Source organism: Caecibacteroides pullorum (genome assembly GCF_019239235.1).
Lineage (GTDB): Bacteria > Bacteroidota > Bacteroidia > Bacteroidales > Bacteroidaceae > Bacteroides > Bacteroides pullorum.
In genome coordinates this window covers 1-24501 of sequence record NZ_JAAZTS010000028.1, presented here as the reverse complement: position 1 = coordinate 24501, position 24501 = coordinate 1, and the positions used below count along the sequence as shown (strand labels likewise).

Below are 24501 nucleotides of genomic sequence, written 5' to 3'. Positions count from 1 at the left end.
AATCAACATGGACCACAAAGCCAAACAAGAAGCATTGGACAGACGCTATATACGCATGGCTGCCATCTGGGCAGAGAATTCCTACTGCCAACGGAGGCAGGTAGGTGCCCTCATTGTAAAAGACAAGATGATCATCTCCGACGGATATAACGGAACACCCTCGGGGTTTGAGAATGTATGCGAGGACGACAATAACATCACCAAGCCCTATGTACTGCATGCCGAAGCCAATGCCATCACCAAGATAGCCCGCTCCAACAATAGTAGTGACGGAGCTACAATGTACGTTACCGCTTCTCCCTGCATCGAATGTGCCAAACTCATCATCCAAGCAGGTATCAAACGGGTGGTTTACTCGGAAAAATATCGTCTGGAAGATGGCATCAACCTCCTCAAACGAGCTGGTATCGAAGTCATATACCTGTCCGTCAATGAATAAAAAAAAGGATTAAAGATAAAAGAGTAAAGATATTATGGGTACAAAAGGTTCTTCCCGCTTCACACCTGTCATCATTGCCATCAGCGTAGTGGCAGGTATCTTGATTGGAACATTCTATGCCAAACATTATGGAGGCAATAAATTGGGGATCATCAACGGATCGTCAAACAAATTGAACGCTCTGCTCCACGTCATCGACGAACAGTATGTTGACACTGTGGACATGAGTAAGCTAGTAGAAAATGCCATGCCGCAAATCCTGGCTGAACTAGATCCCCACTCCACTTATATCCCTGCCCAAAAACTAGAGGAAGTGAATTCCGAACTGGAAGGCAGTTTCAGTGGCGTAGGCATCCAGTTCACCATCCAAGAAGACACGATTCATGTCAACAGTGTCGTATCAGGAGGCCCTGCCGAAAAAGTAGGCCTCATGGCTGGCGACCGTATTGTAATGGTGGACGACAGCCTATTCGTAGGTAAAGGTTTGACCAACGAGAAAGCCATGCGTACACTGAAAGGCCCCAAAGGGAGCCAAGTGAAACTGAGTGTGAAACGTATCACAGAAAAAGAGTTGCTTGACTTTGTTGTCACACGAGGCGACATACCACAAAACACCATCGATGCTGCTTATATGATAAGCAACGACTTCGGCTATGTGCAAATCAGCAAGTTTGGACGTACTACCCATGTCGAACTCTTGAACGCAATTGCCCAACTAAGCCACCAGAACTGCAAAGGTATGATTATCGACTTACGCGAAAATACAGGCGGCTATATGGAAGCAGCCATCCGCATGGTCAATGAATTCTTGCCTGAAGGTAAACTAATCGTTTATACACAAGGGCGCAAATATCCTCGCATGGAAGAATACGCTAATGGAACTGGCAGTTGTCAGAATATTCCCTTAGTCGTATTGATAGACCAAGGATCTGCCTCTGCCAGTGAAATTTTCGCAGGCGCCATTCAAGACAATGACCGAGGAACCATTGTAGGACTTCGTTCATTTGGCAAAGGCCTTGTACAGCAACCTATTGACTTTAGTGATGGATCGGCCATCCGCCTGACCATTGCACGTTATTACACCCCATCAGGCCGTTGTATCCAACGTCCATACGAAAATGGAAAAGACAGTAAATACGAAATGGACTGGTTAGATCGCTATGAACATGGAGAATTCTTCTCGGCCGACAGTGTGAAGTTGGACAAAAAACTACGCTATTCTACGTCTTTAGGACGACCGGTCTATGGCGGTGGTGGCATTATGCCCGACGTCTTTGTTCCGCGTGATACGACAGGAGTGACTTCTTATCTGATGGAGGTCAGCAACAAAGGCTTGCTCATCCAATTCTCCTTCCAATATACAGATCGCAATCGTGCCAAACTCGATCAATTCAACGATGAGACAGAATTGCAAAAGTATCTGGAAAAGCAGAATATTGTAGAACAATTTGTACAATTCGCTGCACAGAAAGGTGTTAAAAGACGTAATCTTCTGATCAACAAATCACGGAAACTATTGGAAAGGAATCTATACGGGAATATCATCTATAATATACAAGGCAAAGAAGCATACATCCGCTATATCAACCGTGATGATGCAACAGTGTTGAAAGCCTTAGAAATACTGGAACGAGGAGAAGCATTCCCCAAAGCTCCAACAACCATTAAAGAAGAAAAAAATGATAATCGGGAAAAAAGAACTGCGCAAGTATATAGCAGAATTGAAGACCCTGCACACAACTTCCACTACGCTTTTATCGGATGAAATACTAAGCCGAGTAGAGAAACACCCTGTATTCCAAAAGGCTCAAACAGTATTATTGTACTATTCCTTACCCGATGAAGTTCATACACACGACTTTATCCAAAAATGGTACAATCGCAAACGAATTTTGCTTCCAGTTGTCGTAAAAGATACGCTTGAACTATATACATATACAGGAACTGACAAGATGACAATAGGTGCATATGGCATTAAGGAACCAACAGAAGGAAAATTCAATAATTTAAAAGATATTGATTTAGCAATCATCCCAGGAGTAGCTTTCGACCGCCGTGGCAATCGGTTAGGACGTGGTAAAGGATATTATGACCGACTGCTTCCATTTCTAGTAGGCACTTATAAACTTGGTATTTGCTTCCCTTATCAATTACTGGAAAGTGTACCAACAGAAGACTTTGATATACGCATGAATGAAGTGATTTATTAATCACGTCAACGAAAAATAATATTGGTAATGACCTGAGCCCCCACGTGACGGTTCAGGTTACGTACCAACAATTCACGTCCCATCATCAATTCTTGCCGAAGTGTTGCTGAAGTTAAATGTACATACAGCACCTGATTCTTGATAAAAAGTTCTCGAGTATATGACGCTATAACAGGTCCCAAAACCTCCGGCCAGGCATTAATCAGCCGCCGTTCATTCAAAGGAGATTCCAAACTTTCTTGACGCAGGTAATTTCGGATAAGAACACCAATCTGTTCTGCATTATTACGCTTCATATCTCACCCTCCTGCATTTCAAAGACCATACCTTGATCGACACGAAACATCCGATAATCCCCTCCTACCTTATGCAAAATCTTATCCAAATGGTCACGGTTCGTATCGGTAATAAATATCTGACCAAAACTGTCACCTGCCACGAGTTTAACAATCTGTTCCACTCTCGAAGCATCCAACTTATCAAAAATATCATCAAGCAATAACAAAGGGACAGTATTTCCTGCACGATGCAGAAAATCAAACTGTGCCAACTTTAATGCTACAAGATAAGTTTTATTCTGCCCCTGTGATCCCTCACGCTTGATTGGAAAATCTCCGAGCAACATCTCCAAATCATCCTTATGGATTCCTTTCAAGGAAAAACCCATAATTCGATCGCGTTCGCGACTCTCTCTCAGAACCTCCAATAAAGACGCATCCCGAGCATGTGAACGGTAACTCAATCCAACCTGTTCACGATCCTGAGAAATGAATGAATAAAACGATTGAAAAATCGGAATAAATTCATTGACGAACGCCTCGCGTTTGCGATAAACCACTTCGCCAGCTTTTGCCATCATCTCCTCCCAGACAGCAAACAATTCATCTTCTACTGGCTTTTCGCTCTTCAGTAAAATATTACGCTGTGCCAACGCTTTATTATACCGAATCAAAGCATCCAGATATTCCTTATCATACTGAGAAATGACTACATCCATAAAACGACGCCGACCTTCACTGCCACCAGCTATCAGCTCTGTATCAGCTGGTGAAACCATAACTAACGGCAAGAAACCAATGTGGTCAGACAATCGTGTATACTCTTTCTTATTGCGCTTGAACTGTTTCTTCTGGCGACGCTTCATTCCACAATACACTTCTTCTGGAGTCCCATCAGCCGCCTCATAAAAGCCTTGAATAACAAAAAAGTCTGCATCATGACGTATATTCTGCGAATCAATAGGATTACCGGCACTCTTGCAGAAAGAAAGAAAATAGACCGCATCCAACAGATTGGTCTTTCCCATTCCATTCTGTCCAAGAAAACAATTCAGCTTCGGTGAAAACATCAGTTCCACCTGTTCCAGATTCTTATAATTAAGTATTGAAATTCGCTTCAGTATCATAATTGCATCTACATTCTTGTGCAAAATTAGAAAGTTTTTCGTGCTTTTCAGACACAAAACAAAAAAAGATGCCGCTAAATTTCGTTGAAAGCTATAAAAAACTTACTTTTGCCAGTCGAAATCTCAAAGAGCGAATAATAACAAAAAAAGAATCTATAAAAATGGCAGAACAAAAGAAAACAAACGAAGCCCTCAACATGGAAGAGGCTCTGACGCAGTCGGAAGACTTCCTCATCAAAAACAAGAAAGCAATTATCGGTGCCGTAGTGGCAATTATCGTCATCGTTGCCGGTATAGTCATGTACAAGAACTTGTATGTAGAACCTCGTGAAGAAAAAGCACAGGCCGCCTTGTTCAAAGGAGAAGAATACCTGACTACTGATGCTTACGAACAAGCTCTTAATGGCGATAGCATCGGTTATGCAGGCTTCCTGAAAGTTGCCGACGAATTCAGCGGGACTGACGCAGCCAATCTGGCTAACGCATACGCAGGTATCTGCTATGCACATCTGGGCAAATACGAAGAAGCCATCAAAGCTTTTGAACGTTTTGACGGCGATGATCAAATGGTTTCTCCGGCAATGAAGGGTGCGATGGGCAATTGTTATGCATCATTGGGACAACTGGACAAGGCAGCCGACATGCTTCTCAAAGCAGCCAAAGAAGCTGATAACAACACATTAAGCCCTATTTATTTGCAACAAGCAGGTGAAATTCTTGTTAAGCAAGGCAAATATGATCAAGCTATCGAAGCTTACACAACTATTAAGGACAAATATTTCCGTTCTTATCAGGCTATGCAGATTGACAAATTCATCGAAGAAGCCAAACTGATGAAAAAATAAACCGCTACACCTCTTAGTTAATATTAAATAAGAATTTCAGTCACGGATTAAACGGAAAACACGGTCAACCTATAAAGACGCCGTGAGGTTCGTGTAATCCGTGACTTTTTTATCTATAAATTCTCAACAATCCAATTCTAAAAAAGACAAGATATGGCAACAGCTTATCACAACCTGTCAGAATACGATTTCAACTCCGTGCCCGATGCCTCAAACATGAAGTTCGGCATCGTTGTGTCTGAATGGAACTATAACATCACCGGCGCCCTCCTACAAGGAGCCGTAGCTACCTTGAAAAAACACGGGGCAAAAGAAGAAAATATCCGAATCAAGACCGTCCCCGGCAGCTTTGAGCTGACATTCGGCTCCAACCAATTCATATCCCATACCGATGTAGACGCTGTCATCGCCTTGGGCTGCGTAGTTCGCGGCGATACTCCACATTTCGACTACGTTTGCATGGGAGCGACCCAAGGTATTGCCCAGCTGAACGCAAAAGGCGATGTACCAGTAATTTACGGACTGATAACCACCAACACAATGGAACAAGCCGAAGAACGTGCAGGCGGCCGATTGGGAAACAAAGGTGATGAATGTGCAATTTGTGCAATAAAAATGATCGATTTTGTTTGGAGTTTAAAATAATAGTCGTATCTTTGCACTGCGATTGAGAAACAAAGGTGCTACACTAAGTAAATCAAGAGCGATTGGGCAAATACCAGAGTGGCCAAATGGGGCAGACTGTAAATCTGCTGGCTTACGCCTTCGGTGGTTCGAATCCATCTTTGCCCACTAAATTTGCGGAAGTAGCTCAGTTGATAGAGCATTAGCCTTCCAAGCTGAGGGTCGCGGGTTTGAGTCCCGTCTTCCGCTCTTAAGAGAATCAGATAGTTATCGAAAGATTTCTATCTGATTTTTGTTTTCAAGGGGTGCTAATTCTGCACGGAACTATGCGGTTGAAGTCAACCAAGAAGTCAACCAAAAATTTTATAGGACCATATCAGCTCCTTTTTATCGACAAAAACAACCGACCCAACTTAATTATTGGTTGTCCAAGATAAGTAGATGTGATATAACCGTTTTCTCTGGCCCAGCCTACAGCCTTATTGCGTATTTCATCTGGATAATAAATGGAAATGATTTTCTTGTTTAACAAGTCCCTCCACATGTTTTGATGAATGTTAACATTGTGGATATCCTCAACACGACTAATGCCTAAAGCTATACACACTGGACTATTGCAGAGATCCCCCTTATCTTCAGTGATATTCATATCAAAATGCTGTTTGATACCGTCAACTAACTTTTTAATCTCTAATAAATCTTTGCATAGGTCAAGCTCAATGATTTCTTTCAGTTCTGCAACTGCATACTTATGAAATGTATGCTCTGCATCTATCTGTTTTAATCCAAACGATGTAAGAAACTCAAGAGACTGGATTGCTCTTTTTCTTGCGAGTGCCTCCTTCCTATGAAGGTCTTTTTTCTTTGTTGCCATAATGTTGTATATACTAATGATTATTTGTTCTGAATGCAAAATAACACCTTCAATATGCAATAACACTGCATATCTTACGCTATTATTAAAATCATATTCACATATGCAATGTTATTACATATATTATATGTACTTTTATAGCATAAATAAAAGGTATTGTATAAATTACAGATGTTACAGATAATACTTGAAGAATAAATAATAACACAATTCGTATGATTAGTAAAACCTTCAATCGATATATCTGGTTGTTGAATACTTTGCTTCAGCATGGACGATTAACCTTTGAAGAAATTAACAACCGATGGCAAAACAGTTGTCTCGGTGATGGCAAGCCCCTTGCTCTAAGAACTTTTCATGTTCATAGAAATGCAATAGCTGAACTGTTCGGAGTGGAAGTGGCATGTGATGCTTCTACCTATGAATATTACGTATCATCTCCTGAAACCTTGCGAAATGACAGGACTCGTCAGTGGTTACTCAACTCATTCACTCTCTCAAACATGATCGAGGCCGGGCATAATATGAAGGACAGAATTATATTTGAAGACATTCCCAAGGGAGCTGAATATATTCAAACGGTGGTTGAAGCTATGCAGCAGAATAAGGAACTGATGATAGACTATCAATCATTCAATGGACGTAGAGCTACGTTTAACATTCAGCCTTATGCGATGAAGGTATACCATCAGCGTTGGTATATTGTGGGATATCTGAAAGAACAGGAAGAAATCCGCAATATAGCTTTGGACAGAACATTGAATATGGAAATTACTACAGAGACATTCCGATGTCCCAGTAATTTCGATGCGAAGGAATACTATTCCAATACTGTTGGAATCTTTGTAAATGACAAATTAAAGCCTCAAAAAGTCATAGTCAGAGCATACGGTATTCATGTGGAATACATGCGTTCTCTTCCTCTTCACCATACCCAAGAGGAAATAGAATGTAAGCATCAGCAATACAGTGACTTCCAATACCACTTATATCTTACACCGGAACTTACAAGTCAACTGCTTGCAATGGGTGAAAAAATAAAGGTTCTGGAACCCGTAGAATTAAGAGAAGAAATCAAGAATAGATTATTAAACACACTTAATCGTTATCATGATGAATAGAAATCAGTATCCTAAAGGAAGTAAAAACAAAAGTTCTATGAAAAAAAGAAGTATTTCAAGCAGTTTTTTGGAACAACTAAAGACCGGTAACTTGAAATCCATTACAGACTATGTAAGAGTTGACCCTTATTTAGATCTGGAACTGAGAGGCGATAGCGTTATGATATATTATAGAGGTGGGAAAGTTCTTACAGTCGATGAAAAGGGAGTTCTTACAGGTCTGGTTGATGAATACTATCTGTCGCCTGATACGGAGAGAATCCTACCTTCTATTGAAGGTTTGCATGACTACTTGGCTCATGCAAAACATATTGTAGATATTCATGAATCTACCAAAAACAGTAAATTAGGAGAGAAGGAAATACAGCAAAGGGTGGTTTACGAAAACAATCTGTCTGTGAATGCTGACAAAACAGATTATTTCATTGCCGATGTAGAATGGGCTGATAATAAAGTTTTGAAAGGCCGCGTAGACATCGTAGCCTTCTGTTGGAAACATAAAAAGCCACGTAATCGTATTGTACAGCTGACTTTGATAGAAGTAAAGCAAGGTGATAAGGCAATTAAATCATTGTCAGGACTAAAGAAACATTACGAAGACTATCTTTCTTTTAAAAAAGATCAGGAATCTGTGAACCGTGTGGCTAAGGACATGCTTCTTGTTCTAAAGCAGAAGAAAGAATTAGGTCTTGTGAAAGGGTTGGATAATCTATTTGAGAAAAAGGTTACAGAAAAAGATGTTTGGGGTAACAAGGTGCAGCGACAAGTAGAAGTTGAACCTAAGATAGAAGTTGAACCGGATTTTCTGTTCCTGCTTACTAACTATCATCATTACAGCTCAAATCTTCAGATTGAATGTGAGGATAAGGATTGGACAGATGATTGCAAATTTATCAATGCTTCTTTCTGCGGATATGGGTTGTATAAGGATCTGATCAAGACAAAAAAGGAATTGAAATTTTATTCTAAATAAAATATGAATATCAAGATACACAGAGGCCTTGATCAGATAGGTGGTTGTATTACAGAGATTTCTACAGATACTTCCAGGGTTTTCATTGACTTTGGTCAGAATCTTCCTGGATGTGGAGAACCGACTACACCAGAGGATGACGAGCAAATGGTTCAGGCTATTTTTTCTCAGAACAAGAAGCAACATGAAGCTGTATTCTATACACATGGTCACGAGGATCATGTGGGGCTGTTTGAGTATATTCCAGACAAAGTTCCTCAATATATGAGCGAAGGAACCATGAAGTTACTTTCCATTAAATATGGACTCTTATCGGAAGGTGCGTCACTTAAAATGAGCGAATTGCGGAAACAGAATTGTACTTCAGAGGAATATAACGATGCGGACAGTAACCAGAAAAAGGCTGAAAACAAATGTAAGCTTCTCAAACGTATATGTATCTGGAAAAGGACTGCTCCGCATAAGGTTCCGAAAAGTATTATAGTCGGCGATATAAAGGTAACTCCATTTTTCAATTGCCACTCCATTTATGATTCGTACATGTTTCTGATAGAGGCAGACGGCAAACGGATCTGGCATACTGGTGACTATCGGGAGCATGGATATATGGGCAAAGGACTTTTTCCGACCTTAAAAAGGTATGCCACCCATATTGATACGCTGATTACAGAAGGAACCATGCTGAAACGTGAAGACAAATGTATTCACGAACGTGATGTTTCCGGCAAGATGGCTTATGTGATGCGGGCTTTTAAATATGTATTTGTGCTTGCTTCTGCTACAGACATAGAGCGACTTGCTGCAATCACAGAAGCTGCAAATGGAGCAGGTAAAACGGTGTATGTGTGGTCAAAGTTTCTGAAACAAACAATGGCTTTCTTTACAGATCAAGAAGGAGAACTCTCTCATGGTTTGTTTTCATTCCATCCTAAATTTTACAATCAACGCCTTTTGAAAAGCGTAAAACGGAATGGCATGGTCATGATTGCAGGTTCATCACAGAAAGAATGTATCAATGGACTTATTAATGAACTTCCTCAAGAAGAAACGTTGCTTATTTACTCATCGTGGGATGGTTACTACAAAGACCCGGTACAGATCAAAGTAAATCCAATGTATAAGGAATTTCGTGAAATGTTCCATAATGTAGTTGATATACATACATCAGGGCATGCAGACCGCAAAACAATAGAGAAGGTTATCAGAACAATTAACCCTAAAAGGATTATTTGCATTCATAAGGAAGCTGATGCTGAACTATAGTGTTTAGGTAATCTATTTTATAATCAGGCAGTGAAAATCCTACAAATATCAGATACTCACAACAAACATCATTTGCTGGTTAATCTTCCAGCAGCTGATGTTATTGTTCATTGTGGCGATTTTACCGAACATGGTACAGAAAAGGAAGTTCTTGATTTCCTTAATTGGTTCATTACGCTTCCTTACAAACACAAGATATTCGTTACAGGAAATCATGATACATGTCTTTGGGATGCAAAAGACATTGAAGACTTACCGAAAAACGTTCACTTCCTTCAGGATAGTGAATGTAAAATAGAAGGCATAACATTCTTTGGACTGGCATACAATCATTCCGAACAAGTCATTCCTCCTGATGCAGATGTATTGGTCAGTCACGAACCGCCATTTATGATTCTAGATAAGGATAATAATATCCATTGGGGAAATGCCGATTTGAAAAAAAAGATATTGGAGGTCAAACCTCGCTATCACTATTTTGGCCATATCCATGGAGCTTACGGTACAGAGAAACACCATGGAATCGTCTTCTCAAATGCCGCATTATTTTATGAATCTTTTCAAATGGAAGGTAATTTCCATCTATTGAAATATAAACCAAAAATATTTGTTTTGTAAATTGATATATTGTAGTAGAGAAAATACATAACACAATTTTATTCTCCTGCATCTCTCGGTTACCTGTTGTATTTCTGCCCACTTTTTCTTATCTTTGGAACAGTTAGAAGCCAATCGTACAAACCATGGAAAATTTCGATTACTCTGTAGTACCCCGTGGATTCGGCCATTGCATAGCCAGCTGCCCGCAGGCTGCGACCTGCCTGCGCCACATCGCTTACGAACACCTGCCCGCTGACAAGGCTTTCGTCCGAATGCTGGTGCCACACATGGCCGAACAGGCGCAGGGAAAATGCAAATACTATTGTTCCAACGCCAAGGTACGCTATGCCAAAGGATTTGCCCGAATCATCGACGAGCTGTCGGTGAAGCAGGCGGCTGCTTTCCGCGAACGGATGATAGGAAAGATGGGAAGAAAGAACTATTACGCCTCGCGCAAGGGAGACCGGCTGCTCCCGCCCGCCGAACAGAAGCAGGTACGTTCCGTACTCCGCTCGCTGGGAGCACCGGACGAGAACTGTTTCGACGGTTACACCGACTGCTTTGTCTGGGAATAAACGACTGGCTCCCCTACCCTCACGGCATGTTTCCGCGTGTTTCCGCAGGGGGAACTCCGTTTCCCCTATAAGGAAACGGTCGTTACCATTGAAGGGAACGACCGTTACCATTGAAAGGGAACATCTGTTTCCTTTAAAGGGAACGAGCGTTTCCTCGTAGGGGAAACGGGGAAAGACTGTTACATTCCCAGTTTCCCAGCAAATGTTGGATGATTATCTGTCTATCCGCACAGTCACCGGCTTGCCGCTATACATTCCTTGCGGCAGGGCTATCCGTATGTCGCGGCCGTTCCACTTCAGAGCTATCTCCTTCAGGGAAGCGTCCATACAGGCATCGGCCACGGTGACGAAACAGGCCTCCTCCGTCTCGCGGAGCACAAGGGCACAGGGGGCAGACACTTCCAGCTTCAGCCCCTTGGCCTCCAGAGCCGGCGCTTCGGGATAGAACACGGCACCGATAACTATGCGGTCGGCGGAACAGACTGCCTGTACCAGCGTGTCGTTACGCAGCACTTCGAAGGGAAGCTTGCGGGCTGGTTCGCCCTGACCCAGATAGACCGCATAGCCGTAGGTGTCGGCCACAGGCGTACGGCCGTGGTCGGTCCACAGACGCAGGACGGGCACTTCGGCAGGAAGGTCTTTCCGCTGACGGTTCTGCTCGTTCATCCTGGCCCAGTCGGCAGGACGGTTCTCGCAGGCTACGTGCAAGTCCGACTGGTAGTTCGGCAGGGCACGGTAGGCAAACTGGCCTTCCTGAACAATCCAGGCATTCTTCAGCTGACGGGCGTCGAGCGTCGTCACGCCCATGGGCAGCGGTTTCTTCCGGCCTTTCTCCAGCAGATACACGGGCGACGTTCTTGCCGTCTGGTCCAGTGTCGTGCGTATGTTTCCTTCCTGCTCCGGTTCCAGGTTGGTGACTCCGGCTCCGAGGGCCACCAGATAGTCGCCCAGGATAAAATACCCCTTGTAGGCCTTGAAGCCATACAGCAGCTCGTTTTTCTTCGGATGGCCACCTTTATAGTCAGGATTTTCTTTATCCGGCCCGTACATCTTCTCAAAGATATATCCGCCAGCCGCATAGTCGCCGCCGTCGGCTGCTCCGGCCGCAAAGTTATGACGGCTGCAATAGCCCCGCCAGTTGGTCACGGGCACCAGTCGGTCCATGCCCTCACGGGCCGTCACGCCCGGCGATGCCGTCACGTCCCATCCGCCCATGATGCGGAAATATTCGTCGCCACGGCGCTGGAAGAGCGTCATGCCGTCGGTGGGATAGAAGTTGTAGTTGTCGGCAAAGTCGGCACTCTCCAGACCGTCACAGCGCACGGAAGCCATGTTGACCATCAGGTGGTAGTCTGCCGTGTGCTTCATCAGGTCGTCGTTGTTGAAGAACCAGCGCGTACCCTGATAGACGCCGTCGACGTATCCGTCCATGCGGATACGTCTGGCTTCCACTTCGGCCAGAAGCTGTTCCAGTTCGGCCTGCTCGGCGGGAGTGAATGATTCCTTCCAGTTATCCACCACGTCGCGCAGCATGTTGCGGTAGGGAATGGCACTCTCCTTGTCGCAATAGACATACGAACCGCGGTCAAGGCACGGCAGGCGGTAACCGTCGCGGTAATACCAGCTTCCACCGCGGAAGAAGGTCATCAGGGCCTCGGTATTCTCGCGGCTCAGGTTCTTGGCCCAGGGCGTGCCGCGAAGGGTCTTTAGCATATCCAGCGCCGCCGATGTACCGTGAATGGGATATCCCCAGATGAGGCACTGCATGCCGTGTCCCCATCCGGCTCCGTCGGCCGTAAAGCCTTCGGTCCAGAAGGCGTCGCTGTAGGTAGTCTGCGACGTGACGCTGATGCCGCGCTGGCATACCTCGGCCAGCACATCGAGCATCGGCACCGAACTGTACATAACGGCCACCGGAAGCAGCGAACGGTAGGCTAAAGCATTTCCGCCTACCCACCAGACGTGGTTGCGGAAGCGTTCCACCGACACTACATTACGGTCCGTAGCGTCCCGGCGCAAGGGTTGCGTATAGGCCTGAAGGCCGAGTACCTTCAGCATGTCGCAGGCCGCCCGCACTTCGGCACCGGCTTCTCCGCGCTCAGCCCGGTCCATCTCCTCCATGCAGGCAAAATAGATGTTGACCGCTGCCGTAGGGATGGCAAAGCAGGAGGCGTGAAAGCGGGGCTTGTCGTTGGAGCGGGCTATCTCCAGATTGCCGTAATGCACCACCGCCCGTGAAAGGCGGTTCAGGAACTCGGTATCTTTCTTCAGACTGCCCCTCCGCGCGGCTTCGGCCAAGCGGTACACACGGTTCAGCGCATCGGCGATGAAGATACCTGCCCGGTCGTCGGGCGTATTGGCATATCCGCGGTTCCAGACGTTTTCACGGTTATACTGCTCTTCCGTCGGATTCAGGTCGGAGAAGGTTCCATCCTCGCCCAGCAAAGCATACATCCGGGCTGCCTCAGCCTCACCGACCGGCTTCACGGCCCGATGGGAATGGCGGGAGAAGTAGTCGCGGAGCTTGCCTACGGCCTCTGTCTTCTCGTCGGCCACACGCTCGCGGGCTTCCCGATAGTAGCGGCGGTAGTTGGTGAAGGCAAACTGGGCCTCGGCTTTTCCCTTTTCCATCATGCGATTGTAAAGTGTCCCACTGTCAGGAACAACAATATCCACCCTCTTTTTTACAGAATTCAGTTCCGATGCTACGGCCAACAAAGGCATCAGAAGCATCCACAGTCCTAAAAGTCTCAATCTGTTCATGGATTTTCGTTTTTTTCATAAATAAACCAAAGCCGGCAGCGATACGTACCTTCGTCCGTATCCGGCTGCCGGCTTCGAATATCACCTACATTCTCTCTCAATACTTATACTGCAAAGCCTTGTCGTAGTTTCCGCCCTTGACGGGAACCAGTGTAAAGCCCCAGGTATACAGGCGGTTGGCAGGAATGGTGTAGCCCGGCTGTACCTTGGCTCCCCAGCTGTCGTATCCGGCCACGCCTTGCTGCTTCATGTCCAGGCAGACTTCCACGAAATCGCGCGGAACAATGTCGTTCACGTGAGTCTGGCGACGCATGACGTTGCGGGCTTCGGCTTCATTCTTACCCGCAATCTCCTGCGGAGAGCGGTTGCGCCACTGGTAAGGATGCGAAGATTCTTCGCTGTCGAAGTCTTCCACCGTATTGCGCAAGGCATTGAAGCCGATGATGCTGTCGGCCACTACCAGCAGGCCTTTCCGTTTGCCGTCCGAGAAGGCCACCCAACGCGTATCGGTACGGTGGCCGTTCTCCTGCGGACGCACGTAGCGGACGTACATGTCTTCGGCAGTCGTCGTGTAACGGCCAATCATGGAACCGGCATTGCGGTCGATGTAATTTTCTTCAGGACCACGGCCGAAGTATTCCACCTGATGCAGCGAGGCCGGCATCCGGAAGCGTACGCCCAGACGGGGCAATTCGAGCTGACTGCCGTCTGCCTTTTTCTTGCCCGGCGTATAGGTTGCCAGATTGGTATCTTCCAGCACTTCGGTCTTCACAGCAGCGGCGTTGGTAGGAGTGAACTTCAACGACACGTTGACCACGCCGTCCGGATAGATGCGGTAGTTCACGAAGTATTCGTTCCGGGTAGGCAGGTCATAGACCACGCTCAGGATGCGGGTATCACCGTCTTTCTTCACGTCAGCCGAACTGATGCGGAAGTCATGACTGGCCTGCTTCCATATCTGCAGACGCTTGGGGTTGCTGTTTCCATAATCGTTGTCATTGGGCGCACGCCAGAAGTTGGGCTGGATACCAAATCCGTCGGACACATATTCCATGCCGTCCACGCAATAGGAGGTCACCTTGCCCGCTGCCGCATCGAACACGAAACGCACTTTGGACGAAGAAATCTCAATGCGGTCGCCCTCGCGGCTGTCTGTCAGCTTCGGGCCCGATGCCTTGTAGGCCAGTTCGGGCTGTGCTGCCGACAAGCGGAACTGCTCGCAGGCCACTTCATAGCCTTTGGGAACCAACGGCTCGGCCAGGCGGGTCACCACACCGAAACGCACGAAGCATTCCGTCCCAGCCTTGAGGCGGAAGCCCGACACCGGAATGGAGAACTCGGCAGACTGCTGCGGTGCCAGGGCCATGTTCAGACGGCCTTTCTTGCGGGTCTCTCCATTGACCTGCACTTCGTACAGGATGTCGTAGTCTTTCAGATCCGTAAAATAGAATCGGTTCAGCACACGGAATTTGCCTGCTGCGGCATCCACTGCCTCGAAAGCCACGTTCTGATGGGCATATTTCACTTCAGCCATGGCCGGATGCGGCGTGCGATCGGGAGCTACCAGACCGTTGCAGCAGAAGTTACCGTCGCTTGGCATATCCACTCCATAATCGCCTCCATAAGCCCAATAGGGACGGCCGGCCGCGTCTGTTTCCAGAATACCCTGGTCCACCCAGTCCCAGATGTATCCGCCCTGCAGGTTGGGATACTTGTAGATTTCCTTCCACTGGTCCCACAGGTTACCGTTGGAATTGCCCATCGCATGCGAATATTCCGACGGAACGACCGGACGGTCCGAACCGTTCGCACCGATATAACCCAGCCATTCGGCACTGGGATACTGGGGCACGTACATGTCGGAATTCCACTCCCACTGGGCACGTTCGTAGTTCACGGGACGGTTCATCAAATCTTTCTCCCGTTCCTTCACCCACAGATAGGTCTGGTAGAAGTTATATCCGTTACCGGCTTCATTACCCAGCGACCAGAAGGTTACTGAAGGATAGTTCTTGTTACGCTCATACATATTCTCCGTACGGTAGAGGTGGGGCTTCAGCCATTCGGGGTTGTTGCCCAGCGTTCCCCCCTTGCGCAAGTCGTAGAACATGCCATGCGACTCGATGTTGGCCTCATCATATACATACAGGCCGTATTCGTCGCACAGCTCATAGAAACGGCGGTCCTGCGGATAGTGAGCCAGACGAACCGTATTGATGTTGTGGCGTTTCATCAGCTCGAAGTCTTTCCGCATCAGCTCCTCGGGTACGTAGTGTCCCGTAGCCTCGTTGTGCTCATGGATGTTCACACCCTTGAGTTTCAACGGCTGTCCGTTGATGAGCAGCACGGTATAGGGTTTTCCGTTCTTGGCCAGCTGGTCAATCTGCTTGATTTCGATGCGACGGAACCCGACGTGGAAGGGAACGATTTCGGTCACCTTGCCGTCTTCCTCGACCGTCATCAGCAGTTTGTACAGATTGGGGTGCTCCGAAGTCCAGGTCTTCACACCGGCCAGCGTTGTGCTGAAGTCCACAGTCTGTACACCACCGGCAGGCAGGCTGCACTCCTGAACCGCATTGACCACCGAATGGCCTTCGGCATCGAGCAGTTCGTAACCCACCTTTACGGATTTCTGTCCGGCTGCCCGGTTTCTCATGTCCACTGCCAGACGGAAGATACCGTCCTTGTAAGTGTCGTCCAACGTCGATACGACCCGGAAGTCCTTGACGGCCACCTTGGGCTGTGCATAGAGGAAAACGTCGCGTTCGATGCCGCTCAGACGCCAGAAGTCCTGACACTCCAGATACGAACCCGTGCTCCAACGGAAGATTTTCAGCACCAGGCTGTTCTTGCCCGGCTTTACATAAGAATTGATCAGGAATTCGGCCGGATTCTTGGAATCTTCGTTATATCCCACTTCCTGCCCGTTGATATAGACATAGACACCCGACTTGGCTCCGGCCAGATGGAGGTAGACATCTCTTGTCTGTAACCACTCGGCCGGTATATCTATCTCGCGCCGGTAGACACCCACCGGAATATCGTCGGGCAACAGCGGCGGCTGAGGGTCGCTGGCCTTGAACTCAAACCACTGGTTGGTATAGATGGCCACGCCATGTCCCTGTACTTCCCAGTTGCCCGGCACCTGGATGTCACACCACCCTGCCAGGTCTGCTGTAGCCGAAGTCACATCGGCAGGCAGCCTGCGATGGGAATCGGAATACAGGAACTTCCACGTTCCGTTCAGCAGCCGGTAGAAGCGGCTGTTCTCGTATTTACCACTCAGGGCGGCCTCACGGTCGTCATAGGTCATGAACGACGTTCGGGGCGCCTCCCGATTGACAGATACCGTCTGAAGGTCCTGCCAATAAGGCATTTTCGGTTGTTCCTGCTGCGCCGCAAAGCTTTCTGCCGAAGCCAGAGCCAAGCCGCAGCCGACAACGCATGCAAACATCTTGTTTCTCATGTTACTGTTTTTTTATTTCATTCAACATTATCAATTTATCAATCATTGATTCCTACTCCGAATTGGGTCTGCTGTTTCTCCACCTCCTTTACCTTGAGCTGGTTCAGTTCCTTCCGCAGACGCGCATTCTCTTTCTCCAGTTCGCTGGCAGATGTCTTCCGGTCATCCGTCTGTTTCAACTTGCCCACCTCGGCCATTTCTGTCTCATCCGCAATCTGACGGCAGTCGGTGGGTATACTTTCAAACTCCAGCGTACCTTCCAACGGACGTGCTTCGCCCGGAACTTCCAGTGCAGCTGTCACCTTGATCTTTCCGGCGCGGCCGGTAGCCTGTATCAGGGCCGGAGCCGAACCCCATACCACCGGCATCGGATTCACACAAGCCACGTCACCGCCCAGCAGACGACCTTCGCCTTCTACCGTAAAGCGGATGATGGAGTTGTTCAGGCGCTTCACCGTTCCACGTTTGTCCACCACTTCGGCTATCACCGTCACGACATCCGATCCGTCAGCTTCCAACCGCAGACCTTCGTCGTCCAGGCGCAGGCGGATATGATCGGCCTGCCCCGCAGGATAACGTTTGTGCGTAGCCACTACCTTGCCGTCCATCAGTCCCTCGGCCAGCAGATAAGCGTCGTTCTGCTTGCCGGCACGGGCTTTCGCCTTCCACTCCATGAAGTGGAAAGCATCCGCAAACTTGATAATCGATGAAGGCATACCCTTATGGTTGGGATCTTTCTTATAAGTATAGGTCTTTCCGCCCTTGAACACTGTGAGCCGCACCTCGTCGCAGTTGGAGTAAACCGTAATGTCCTCCGGTGAAAAAGGTGTCAGTTCGTGAGCGATATAGACCATCGGTCCGTTATCGGCCTGTAAGTCACTCTTCACAGGTTCACGCTGCGACATGAACATGTAATAGGAAGTCTTGGGCTGGCGGAAAGCATCCATGATACCCCCGTAGAAAGGATCGGCATGGTATCCGCGCTGATGGTCGAACGAATGCCAGAAACAAGCTCCCACAATCTGGGCAGGTTTCTGACAAATAGACTCATAGCACAAAATGGGGAAGTCTTTCTGATAGGACGGATTCGCATAATGTTCGGCCTGAAGCAGCATCGGAACTTCACCCCACCCGCGGGCCACACGGCTGTCGGAGTTCTGGGCATTCCAGTCGTCCACGTTGTCGCCCCACTCACGGATAAAATAAGTCTTGTCACTGCGAAGCTTGGACTCGATGGGACGCAACAGCAGGTCGTAATACTGGTCACCGGCCGCTCCGTGGTCGCAAGCGGCTATGCTATAAGGATAGGGATACTCTTCACCACAAATCTCCAACGCCCTTTTGGCAAACGTTTCGGGATAATGGGTTTCGTTGAGAATCGGTTCCCAGAAGAACAGCGAAGCATGGTTGCGATGGATGCGTATCATATTGCGAATATCCGAATAGATACGCTCGGCAAATATCGGTTCCTTGTTCCAGAACTGCCATCCCGGTACTTCGACCAAAGCAAACAGACCCAGTTCGTCGCATGCATCCATAAAAGCAGGATCAATGACATAATGGGTACGGATAACCTTCAGACCCGCGTCACGCAGTTTCTTGGCATCCCTCCACTGCAGTGAGTTGGGCAGTGCATTACCCAGCACAGCAAAGTCCTGATGGCGGTTGGTACCCATAATCTTGCCCTTGTACGGTTTCCCATTCAACCACAGGCCTTCCGTCTTCTTGAATTCAATGCTGCGGATACCGATACGCTGGCGGTATCCGTCTATCACACGTCCCGAAGCATCCTTGACCAGTATATCCAGATGATACAGATAAGGCGACTCCGGAGACCACAACGATGGAGAACCCACCACCATAGAAGCGGTCGTATGAGCAGCCTTTCCGTTCTTCAACGACAGTTTCTTCTCGGTCTCCTTCACCACCTTTCCTTGTGGAGTCTTCAGTGCAAAGCAAACCGTCACGCGACAGTTTTTTCCCGACGCATTGCGTACATGGGCCTTCAGGTTGACAGTGGCCTGCGCTTCGGATACCTTGTCGTACGACACGAACAGACCGCCTCCGGCCACCTCGTTCTCATAATTGGCATTCGTGATGAACACATCATTGTGAGCCACCAGCCAGCAGTCCCTGTATATACCTCCGAAATAAGTGAAGTCGAGCATGCTCTGCTCCTTGCCGACCGGATAGGTAGGGTCGTCACTGTTGTCGGCTTTCACGGCTATCACATTCTCTTCGCCGAACTTCAACAGCGTGCTTAGGTCCACGATAACTGGCAGATAGCCACCATAGTGTTTTTTTACCAGACTGCCGTTCACATACACCTCGCTTTTGCCCATAATGCCTTCAAAGTGTACAAACAGCTGCTTGCCTTTCAGGCTGTCGGCCGGGGTGAAATGTTTCCGATACCAGGCCACTCCCTGATAATTGGCACAACCGCTGGCCTCCACCGGCAGATATTCCAAACCGTGAGGCACCGAAACAACCTCCCAATCTGTATCGTCATAGTCCACAGCGTATGGCGTTCCATCCGCTTCACCTTTCCAGAACCGCCAGGCCTGATTCAAGGAATAGGCCTCACGCCCGGTATTCGGCAATTCGTAAAAACCGGCTGTCGAGAAACGGGCCATGCCGGCATATCCGTGGATTCCCACCAGCACACATATAATAAAAAGAATCAGTTTTCTCATAATAAAACACATAACCTATTGTTCAACGTACAGCCTCCAGGTAAGCCTTCAGTTCCTTTATCTTATCTGGATTCTGTTCGGCTCTGTTGACCTGTTCACCCATATCTTTCTTCAGATAGTACAACTGCTCGGCAGGCGCATTACCCAATTCCGTATTCGTCAGTTTATTGTAAGCGCTCTTACGGTTGGGATAGATGTATTTCCATTCGCCGTCGGACACCGACAAGGCTCCGGCATATTCAATCACATAATCACGCCCCTTGCGGTCCTTGCCATACCAGGCATCCAGTTGGCCATTGCTGTCTTTCATCTGTTCTTTCGTCAGACTGGTCTGCAGGAATTCAGCCATCGTCCCCAGAAAATCAATCTGCGAAACCAAGGCCTTTGACACACCCTTCTTTACTTTGCCCGGATAGTTCACGATGAAAGGTACACGGGTACCAGCCTCAAAGTTGCTGTACTTTCCCCCTCTGAAAGGCCCCCAAGGCCGATGTTCGCCCAGCAATTCCACCGCACGGTCCTGATATCCGTCATCCACTACAGGACCATTGTCGCTTGTCAGGATTATCAGAGTATTTTCGCGTATGCCCAAGCGTTCCAGTGTAGCCACCACCTGGCCTACCGTCCAGTCGAACTCGATCAAGGCGTCCCCACGCGGCCCCATGCCACTCTTGCCTGCAAAACGCGGATGCGGCACGCGGGGTACATGAGCGTCGTTAGTGGCCAGATACAGGAAGAAAGGCTCATCCTTGTGCTGTTCCATGAAAGCAATGCCATGGGCCACAATACTGTCGTTGATGTCCTGGTCCTTCCACAACGCTTTCTTGCCTCCCTTCATGTAACCGATACGGGAAATTCCGTTAACAATGGCCTGATCGTGTCCATGATTGGGACTCGGCTTCATCACCGTCAGCTGTTCCGGATGGGTCTTGCCCAAAGGCTCGCCGGGAAAAGGTTCCTTGTAGCTGACATAGATGGGATCATTGGGGTCGGCATTGACCACCTTGCCATTCTCCACCCATACACAGGGAACACGATCACCCGTAGCAGCCATAATGTAGGAATAATCGAAACCGATATCCTTCAATCCCGGTTCTATCAGCCGGTTCCAGTCCTGTTCTCCGGTCTTGTCACCCATGCCCAGGTGCCACTTCCCTACAGCTGCCGTCGCATAGCCAGCCTCCTTGAACAGGTCGGCCACCGTATATTGCTCCGGACGGATAATCATACCCGCATCACCCGGCGCTATTCCCGTATCCGAACGCCGCCAAGCATAATGCCCGGTCAGAAAAGAATAACGCGAAGGTGTACTGGTGGCAGCCACTGAATGGGCATCCGTAAACATCACGCCTCCATCGGCCAACTTCTCCACATTGGGGGTATGGATGGTCTTTTCTCCATAACAACTCAAGTCACCGTAACCGATATCGTCGGCCATGATAACTACCACATTCGGTTTAGCCGCCTGCTGGGCAACAGCAAAGAAAGGTCCGAACGAACAAGCCATTCCTGAAAGGAAAATAGTATTGAATTTCATGGTATTAAGTAATGCTTTATAAATATATGCAAATATAATCTTTATTCTTTAATAAAAAAGGAAGTACAAACAAGAAAAGAAAAAGCTATACACAATAACATTTACACAGAACTCTCTAAAAGCCGCAAACAAAAAATCCGCTGTTACCAGCGGATTTTTTGTTTGTGACCCGGGTGGGACTCAAACCCACGACCTTCAGAACCGGAATCTGACGCTCTATTCACTAAGCTACCAGGCCTTTACAAAACTAATCAGCTCATTATCATGCTATTATGAAGCAGTATCAACTATTTAAAAAACTCTATTAAGAATGAATTAGTCAACAATTAGTCAACAACCGTTCTTATTGCAAAGATAATTATTCTTATGGGTTCATGCAATGATAATGTCATATTGTTTACATGATTGCACTTACTTTTTCCTATTTACTGGAATAAATTCATAAATTAGAGTGTTTGTTGCACCCACATTCCGACTTCTATTTTAATTTATCAAATCAATGAATACTTTCACTCGTGCAAGGTATTCCCGTAATTCATTCTTAAGTCTTTTGTTCCATATATCAGGTGTTTTGGCATTGTAGGCTACTGCTTCTAATCCGTAATGCCTCGCAAGATAGATAGCTCGTTCATTGTGATATTTCTGAGAAATGATGGTTATGTTTGTGGGATCACAGATTCTTTTAGCCTGTAGAATAGAGTAAAGAGTACGTGTACCTTGATAGTCTAAAATAATTGCGCTGTCAGGAATGTTATATGCAATCAGAGAATCCCGCATGGCTGTCAACTCATTGCAACCACCCTGATCTATGTAATTACCACCACTTGCTATAATCCGTCTGATTTTTCCGTGATGATATAATTCAGCCGTCGCTTGTATGCGTGTGTCGAAATAGTAATTGTGCTCACCTTGTGGGGTGACGGGTGAAGTACCCAGTAACAGACCATACTCATGAAAGGGGAGGTCGGACAGGTTATCGTAGCATCTGTTTTTGGCACTGAACATAATGATGCAATGACAGCACACAATGGCAATTATCATTGTTATAAGCATTATGGTGACTGATTGGATAATCCTTTTTAAAAAGACTTTACGCATGAATGAATAAATTTATTGTGGCTTGTATATGTTAGGTACTTTTTCTGAATACTTCCTATAAAACTGAATATCTTCAAAAAAGGTACTCTATGTTTTATGTCTATTTTTCAGCATATTCTACAACTCATTTTAAGAGGAACAGGAAGAAAAATTGGACGGATAAATATTTCATTTACCAAAGTTTTAGTCCATCCATTTCTTTTATAGCTTGCAGTATATCTTCTTTAGTCATGTCTGTTGTTTCTTCCTCTATGCTGATAGAGCGAAATTCATAGCTTTCTACAATCTCTTTCTTTTCATCTACATTACTATATACCCAACTACTAAACACTCTATTGGGCATATCAAGGAATGTGATTCTAATATATGCACCTCCCAATATATAAGGGGTAATATCATAAATCACAAACTGGCCTTTTATTTGCTCTTTGTAAGGGTCTAATTTTGCATTGCATACTTTCCCACTATTGTAATCATCCAAGTATTTACGCAAGGTACGAATATATTCATTATCCAACCACTCACTTCTTTCCCAACCATTAAAACGAATTTCATTAAGCGTTTTACGTGTGCCAATAGTGTCTGCTAATTGCATGGCAGTATCAATAATGGAATCCAGTTTTGCTTTGTCTTGCTCCATACTGTAAGCTGATAAAGCTATTATTACCGTAAGAATTAGAAACCTAGTTTTCATTTGTTAATGTTGATTTTAATATCTCTCTATTAGTGGCGTTTTTTGAATTTTCACTATAAATACAGAATTTACTCAAGAAGAACACTTTAGACTATCCCATTAAAGGAAAAGAATAATGAAACAGATAAAAAACAGCATTTATGCATGTTTTGCACAAATGCTGTTACATAGTTTAATATGTGATATTTATTTGTTAGAAATTGGTGAATCAACTCTTTTCCCATTTAAGAGTATGATTATCATTGATAATTCATTGGGTTCAAGCATTAAGATTATAGCCAATAACTAATCTGTAAAATATAGGCACTTTTGTGTCAATATTTTTTGTTTAAAAATCTGTAGTCAAATCATATATGGTTATTATTAATCCCATGTGAGTTTTGCAGGATATGTTTTATTATCTTCCGTTCCTGATATTTCGGTTACATAACCATCTTCCCCAAATTGATAAGATAGGCTCCATGTGTAAGTGTCTTCTGAGTCATTTATTATAGTTATTGATGCAAGTAAATTCTGTGGTACTTTACCGAAATATCCACAGTTTGCAAGTAGATTTAGGTAGTCTATGTCGTGAAATATATCTATAAGTACATCATCGTAAAATACGAAGAATCCTTTTGAAGATGGTATAGTCGTATATTTATAAGTATTATTGTATTTATTCATGTAATCATTTCTGTTTGCAGCTATAAGATTACCGTTCTCCCATGTAATATATACTTCGGTATTATATGTAGTATTTTGAATGCCAATAAGCTGTTGATTTTTATCGTATGCATATTTTTCTGTGTAACTATCTTCTTGTCCATTTGGATAGATTTCTGTAGAGACAGTTTTAACTATCAATCCTTCTGAATTGAGAGAACAAATATCAATAGATTTACGATTGCTTATATTGGGAAAGGAAGCTGTCACTACGATAGTATTTTCATTATATTCAATGATACCAGTTTCTTCTAAATAACCAGATTCTGTATATTCTTCAACTTTGTAAAGGCGTTGTTGTTTGTCATAAAACAGTTTAAAACATCTACCATCGTTCCATACCAATTCAGTCAGTTTTAATTCAGTTTCAGGACTATTGTTGTCATCCTCAGGTTTATTCTCATTATCATTAGAACAAGCCAAGAAACTTACACTCAAAATCATGGCTACTAGAGCCGTCTCAATAAATCTTAATCTTTTCATTAGTCTTTTATTTAATATTAAATTTCATTAGTGTCCCGTTAAAATGGGACGAGTTAAACAATTAATCAAAAAGCCCCGGAATCAGGGGATCATTTAGATCTTTGACATCATTGAAATTAGTCTTGTCGAACAG

General features: G+C 45.9%; 20 protein-coding genes and 3 tRNA genes. 12 read left to right on the top strand and 11 right to left on the bottom strand.

The features are described from left to right. Positions 1-7: 7 nt before the first annotated feature. The 3 genes from HF894_RS13325 to HF894_RS13315 are packed head-to-tail and all read left to right on the top strand — an operon-like array spanning position 8 to position 2649. Complete coding sequence (locus HF894_RS13325) at positions 8-439, top strand: deoxycytidylate deaminase (protein ID WP_204973007.1); 432 nt, start codon at positions 8-10, stop codon at positions 437-439. A 34-nt stretch (positions 440-473) separates the two neighbouring features. Then, positions 474-2204, top strand: coding sequence for a S41 family peptidase (locus HF894_RS13320; RefSeq protein ID WP_204973005.1), 1731 nt, complete (start codon positions 474-476; stop codon positions 2202-2204). Further along, complete coding sequence (locus tag HF894_RS13315) at positions 2119-2649, top strand: 5-formyltetrahydrofolate cyclo-ligase (protein ID WP_204973003.1); 531 nt, start codon at positions 2119-2121, stop codon at positions 2647-2649. Before HF894_RS13320 ends, HF894_RS13315 begins: the two co-directional genes overlap by 86 nt. 5 nt (positions 2650-2654) lie before the next feature. On the opposite strand, the gene HF894_RS13310 is transcribed toward HF894_RS13315, so the two are convergent. Both HF894_RS13310 and recF read right to left on the bottom strand, forming a co-directional pair. After that, positions 2655-2945 (bottom strand): DUF721 domain-containing protein, encoded by a 291-nt coding sequence (locus HF894_RS13310; RefSeq protein ID WP_021846415.1) that lies wholly within the window; start codon positions 2943-2945, stop codon positions 2655-2657. Beyond that, complete coding sequence (gene recF, locus HF894_RS13305; protein ID WP_204973001.1) at positions 2942-4054, bottom strand: DNA replication/repair protein RecF; 1113 nt, start codon at positions 4052-4054, stop codon at positions 2942-2944. Before recF ends, HF894_RS13310 begins: the two co-directional genes overlap by 4 nt. Positions 4055-4215: 161 nt before the next feature. Here recF and HF894_RS13300 point away from each other — a divergent pair, with 161 nt between their 5' ends. The 4 genes from HF894_RS13300 (at position 4216) to HF894_RS13285 (ending at position 5772) form a co-directional block, all read left to right on the top strand. Further along, positions 4216-4899, top strand: a complete 684-nt coding sequence (locus HF894_RS13300; RefSeq protein ID WP_204972998.1) for a tetratricopeptide repeat protein — start codon at positions 4216-4218, stop codon at positions 4897-4899. A gap of 153 nt (positions 4900-5052) precedes the next feature. Continuing rightward, complete coding sequence (gene ribH / locus HF894_RS13295) at positions 5053-5544, top strand: 6,7-dimethyl-8-ribityllumazine synthase (protein WP_075317882.1); 492 nt, start codon at positions 5053-5055, stop codon at positions 5542-5544. Positions 5545-5608: 64 nt separating this feature from the next. After that, positions 5609-5691, top strand: a tRNA-Tyr gene (locus HF894_RS13290). An 8-nt stretch (positions 5692-5699) separates the two neighbouring features. After that, a tRNA-Gly gene (locus HF894_RS13285) sits at positions 5700-5772 on the top strand. 127 nt (positions 5773-5899) lie between these two features. Here the strand turns inward: HF894_RS13285 and HF894_RS13280 are convergent. Next, complete coding sequence (locus tag HF894_RS13280) at positions 5900-6397, bottom strand: hypothetical protein (protein WP_204972996.1); 498 nt, start codon at positions 6395-6397, stop codon at positions 5900-5902. Positions 6398-6612: 215 nt separating this feature from the next. On the opposite strand from HF894_RS13280, the gene HF894_RS13275 reads away from it, so the two are divergent. The 5 genes from HF894_RS13275 to HF894_RS13255 all read left to right on the top strand — a co-directional run bounded on the left by HF894_RS13275 (position 6613) and on the right by HF894_RS13255 (position 10929). Beyond that, positions 6613-7518, top strand: coding sequence for a helix-turn-helix transcriptional regulator (locus HF894_RS13275; RefSeq protein WP_204972994.1), 906 nt, complete (start codon positions 6613-6615; stop codon positions 7516-7518). Positions 7519-7555: 37 nt separating this feature from the next. Next, positions 7556-8491, top strand: coding sequence for a hypothetical protein (locus tag HF894_RS13270; protein ID WP_204972992.1), 936 nt, complete (start codon positions 7556-7558; stop codon positions 8489-8491). A 3-nt stretch (positions 8492-8494) separates the two neighbouring features. Then, a complete protein-coding gene (locus tag HF894_RS13265) occupies positions 8495-9754 on the top strand; it encodes an MBL fold metallo-hydrolase RNA specificity domain-containing protein (protein ID WP_204972990.1) in 1260 nt (419 codons plus the stop codon). Between the two features lie 30 nt (positions 9755-9784). Further along, positions 9785-10372 (top strand): metallophosphatase domain-containing protein, encoded by a 588-nt coding sequence (locus HF894_RS13260; protein ID WP_204972988.1) that lies wholly within the window; start codon positions 9785-9787, stop codon positions 10370-10372. 125 nt (positions 10373-10497) lie between these two features. Beyond that, on the top strand, positions 10498-10929 hold the full coding sequence (locus HF894_RS13255) for a DUF6078 family protein (RefSeq protein WP_075317898.1): 432 nt from the start codon (positions 10498-10500) through the stop codon (positions 10927-10929). 213 nt (positions 10930-11142) lie between these two features. Here the strand turns inward: HF894_RS13255 and HF894_RS13250 are convergent, their stop codons facing one another. The 8 genes from HF894_RS13250 to HF894_RS13215 all read right to left on the bottom strand — a co-directional run bounded on the left by HF894_RS13250 (position 11143) and on the right by HF894_RS13215 (position 24368). Beyond that, positions 11143-13692, bottom strand: coding sequence for a polysaccharide lyase family 8 super-sandwich domain-containing protein (locus tag HF894_RS13250; protein ID WP_246593246.1), 2550 nt, complete (start codon positions 13690-13692; stop codon positions 11143-11145). Between the two features lie 97 nt (positions 13693-13789). Next, positions 13790-17158 (bottom strand): glycoside hydrolase family 2 TIM barrel-domain containing protein, encoded by a 3369-nt coding sequence (locus tag HF894_RS13245; protein WP_394369855.1) that lies wholly within the window; start codon positions 17156-17158, stop codon positions 13790-13792. Positions 17159-17196: 38 nt separating this feature from the next. Then, a complete protein-coding gene (locus HF894_RS13240) occupies positions 17197-19851 on the bottom strand; it encodes a sugar-binding domain-containing protein (RefSeq protein WP_204972986.1) in 2655 nt (884 codons plus the stop codon). Positions 19852-19873: 22 nt separating this feature from the next. Then, positions 19874-21358, bottom strand: coding sequence for a sulfatase family protein (locus HF894_RS13235; RefSeq protein ID WP_246593247.1), 1485 nt, complete (start codon positions 21356-21358; stop codon positions 19874-19876). Positions 21359-21553: 195 nt separating this feature from the next. Continuing rightward, a tRNA-Arg gene (locus HF894_RS13230) sits at positions 21554-21626 on the bottom strand. A gap of 245 nt (positions 21627-21871) precedes the next feature. After that, positions 21872-22429 (bottom strand): SanA/YdcF family protein, encoded by a 558-nt coding sequence (locus HF894_RS13225; RefSeq protein ID WP_204972981.1) that lies wholly within the window; start codon positions 22427-22429, stop codon positions 21872-21874. Positions 22430-22658: 229 nt separating this feature from the next. After that, entirely contained in the window at positions 22659-23180 is a 522-nt protein-coding gene (locus HF894_RS13220) for a hypothetical protein (RefSeq protein ID WP_204972971.1), read from the bottom strand. A 363-nt stretch (positions 23181-23543) separates the two neighbouring features. Further along, positions 23544-24368 (bottom strand): DUF4595 domain-containing protein, encoded by an 825-nt coding sequence (locus HF894_RS13215; RefSeq protein WP_204972969.1) that lies wholly within the window; start codon positions 24366-24368, stop codon positions 23544-23546. Positions 24369-24501: the final 133 nt, after the last annotated feature.

Excerpts from the sequence above, each read along its gene's own strand:
- HF894_RS13265 (WP_204972990.1), top strand. The coding sequence starts at position 8,495 with ATGAATATCAAGATACACAGAGGCCTTGATCAGATAGGTGGTTGTATT.
- HF894_RS13320 (WP_204973005.1), top strand. The coding sequence starts at position 474 with ATGGGTACAAAAGGTTCTTCCCGCTTCACACCTGTCATCATTGCCATC.
- HF894_RS13255 (WP_075317898.1), top strand. The coding sequence starts at position 10,498 with ATGGAAAATTTCGATTACTCTGTAGTACCCCGTGGATTCGGCCATTGC.
- HF894_RS13245 (WP_394369855.1), bottom strand. The coding sequence starts at position 17,158 with ATGAGAAACAAGATGTTTGCATGCGTTGTCGGCTGCGGCTTGGCTCTG.
- HF894_RS13235 (WP_246593247.1), bottom strand. The coding sequence starts at position 21,358 with ATGGCTTGTTCGTTCGGACCTTTCTTTGCTGTTGCCCAGCAGGCGGCT.
- HF894_RS13225 (WP_204972981.1), bottom strand. The coding sequence starts at position 22,429 with ATGATAATTGCCATTGTGTGCTGTCATTGCATCATTATGTTCAGTGCC.
- HF894_RS13240 (WP_204972986.1), bottom strand. The coding sequence starts at position 19,851 with ATGAGAAAACTGATTCTTTTTATTATATGTGTGCTGGTGGGAATCCAC.
- ribH (WP_075317882.1), top strand. The coding sequence starts at position 5,053 with ATGGCAACAGCTTATCACAACCTGTCAGAATACGATTTCAACTCCGTG.
- HF894_RS13315 (WP_204973003.1), top strand. The coding sequence starts at position 2,119 with ATGATAATCGGGAAAAAAGAACTGCGCAAGTATATAGCAGAATTGAAG.
- HF894_RS13215 (WP_204972969.1), bottom strand. The coding sequence starts at position 24,368 with ATGAAAAGATTAAGATTTATTGAGACGGCTCTAGTAGCCATGATTTTG.
- recF (WP_204973001.1), bottom strand. The coding sequence starts at position 4,054 with ATGATACTGAAGCGAATTTCAATACTTAATTATAAGAATCTGGAACAG.
- HF894_RS13220 (WP_204972971.1), bottom strand. The coding sequence starts at position 23,180 with ATGAAAACTAGGTTTCTAATTCTTACGGTAATAATAGCTTTATCAGCT.
- HF894_RS13270 (WP_204972992.1), top strand. The coding sequence starts at position 7,556 with ATGAAAAAAAGAAGTATTTCAAGCAGTTTTTTGGAACAACTAAAGACC.
- HF894_RS13275 (WP_204972994.1), top strand. The coding sequence starts at position 6,613 with ATGATTAGTAAAACCTTCAATCGATATATCTGGTTGTTGAATACTTTG.
- HF894_RS13280 (WP_204972996.1), bottom strand. The coding sequence starts at position 6,397 with ATGGCAACAAAGAAAAAAGACCTTCATAGGAAGGAGGCACTCGCAAGA.
- HF894_RS13310 (WP_021846415.1), bottom strand. The coding sequence starts at position 2,945 with ATGAAGCGTAATAATGCAGAACAGATTGGTGTTCTTATCCGAAATTAC.
- HF894_RS13250 (WP_246593246.1), bottom strand. The coding sequence starts at position 13,692 with ATGAACAGATTGAGACTTTTAGGACTGTGGATGCTTCTGATGCCTTTG.
- HF894_RS13300 (WP_204972998.1), top strand. The coding sequence starts at position 4,216 with ATGGCAGAACAAAAGAAAACAAACGAAGCCCTCAACATGGAAGAGGCT.
- HF894_RS13325 (WP_204973007.1), top strand. The coding sequence starts at position 8 with ATGGACCACAAAGCCAAACAAGAAGCATTGGACAGACGCTATATACGC.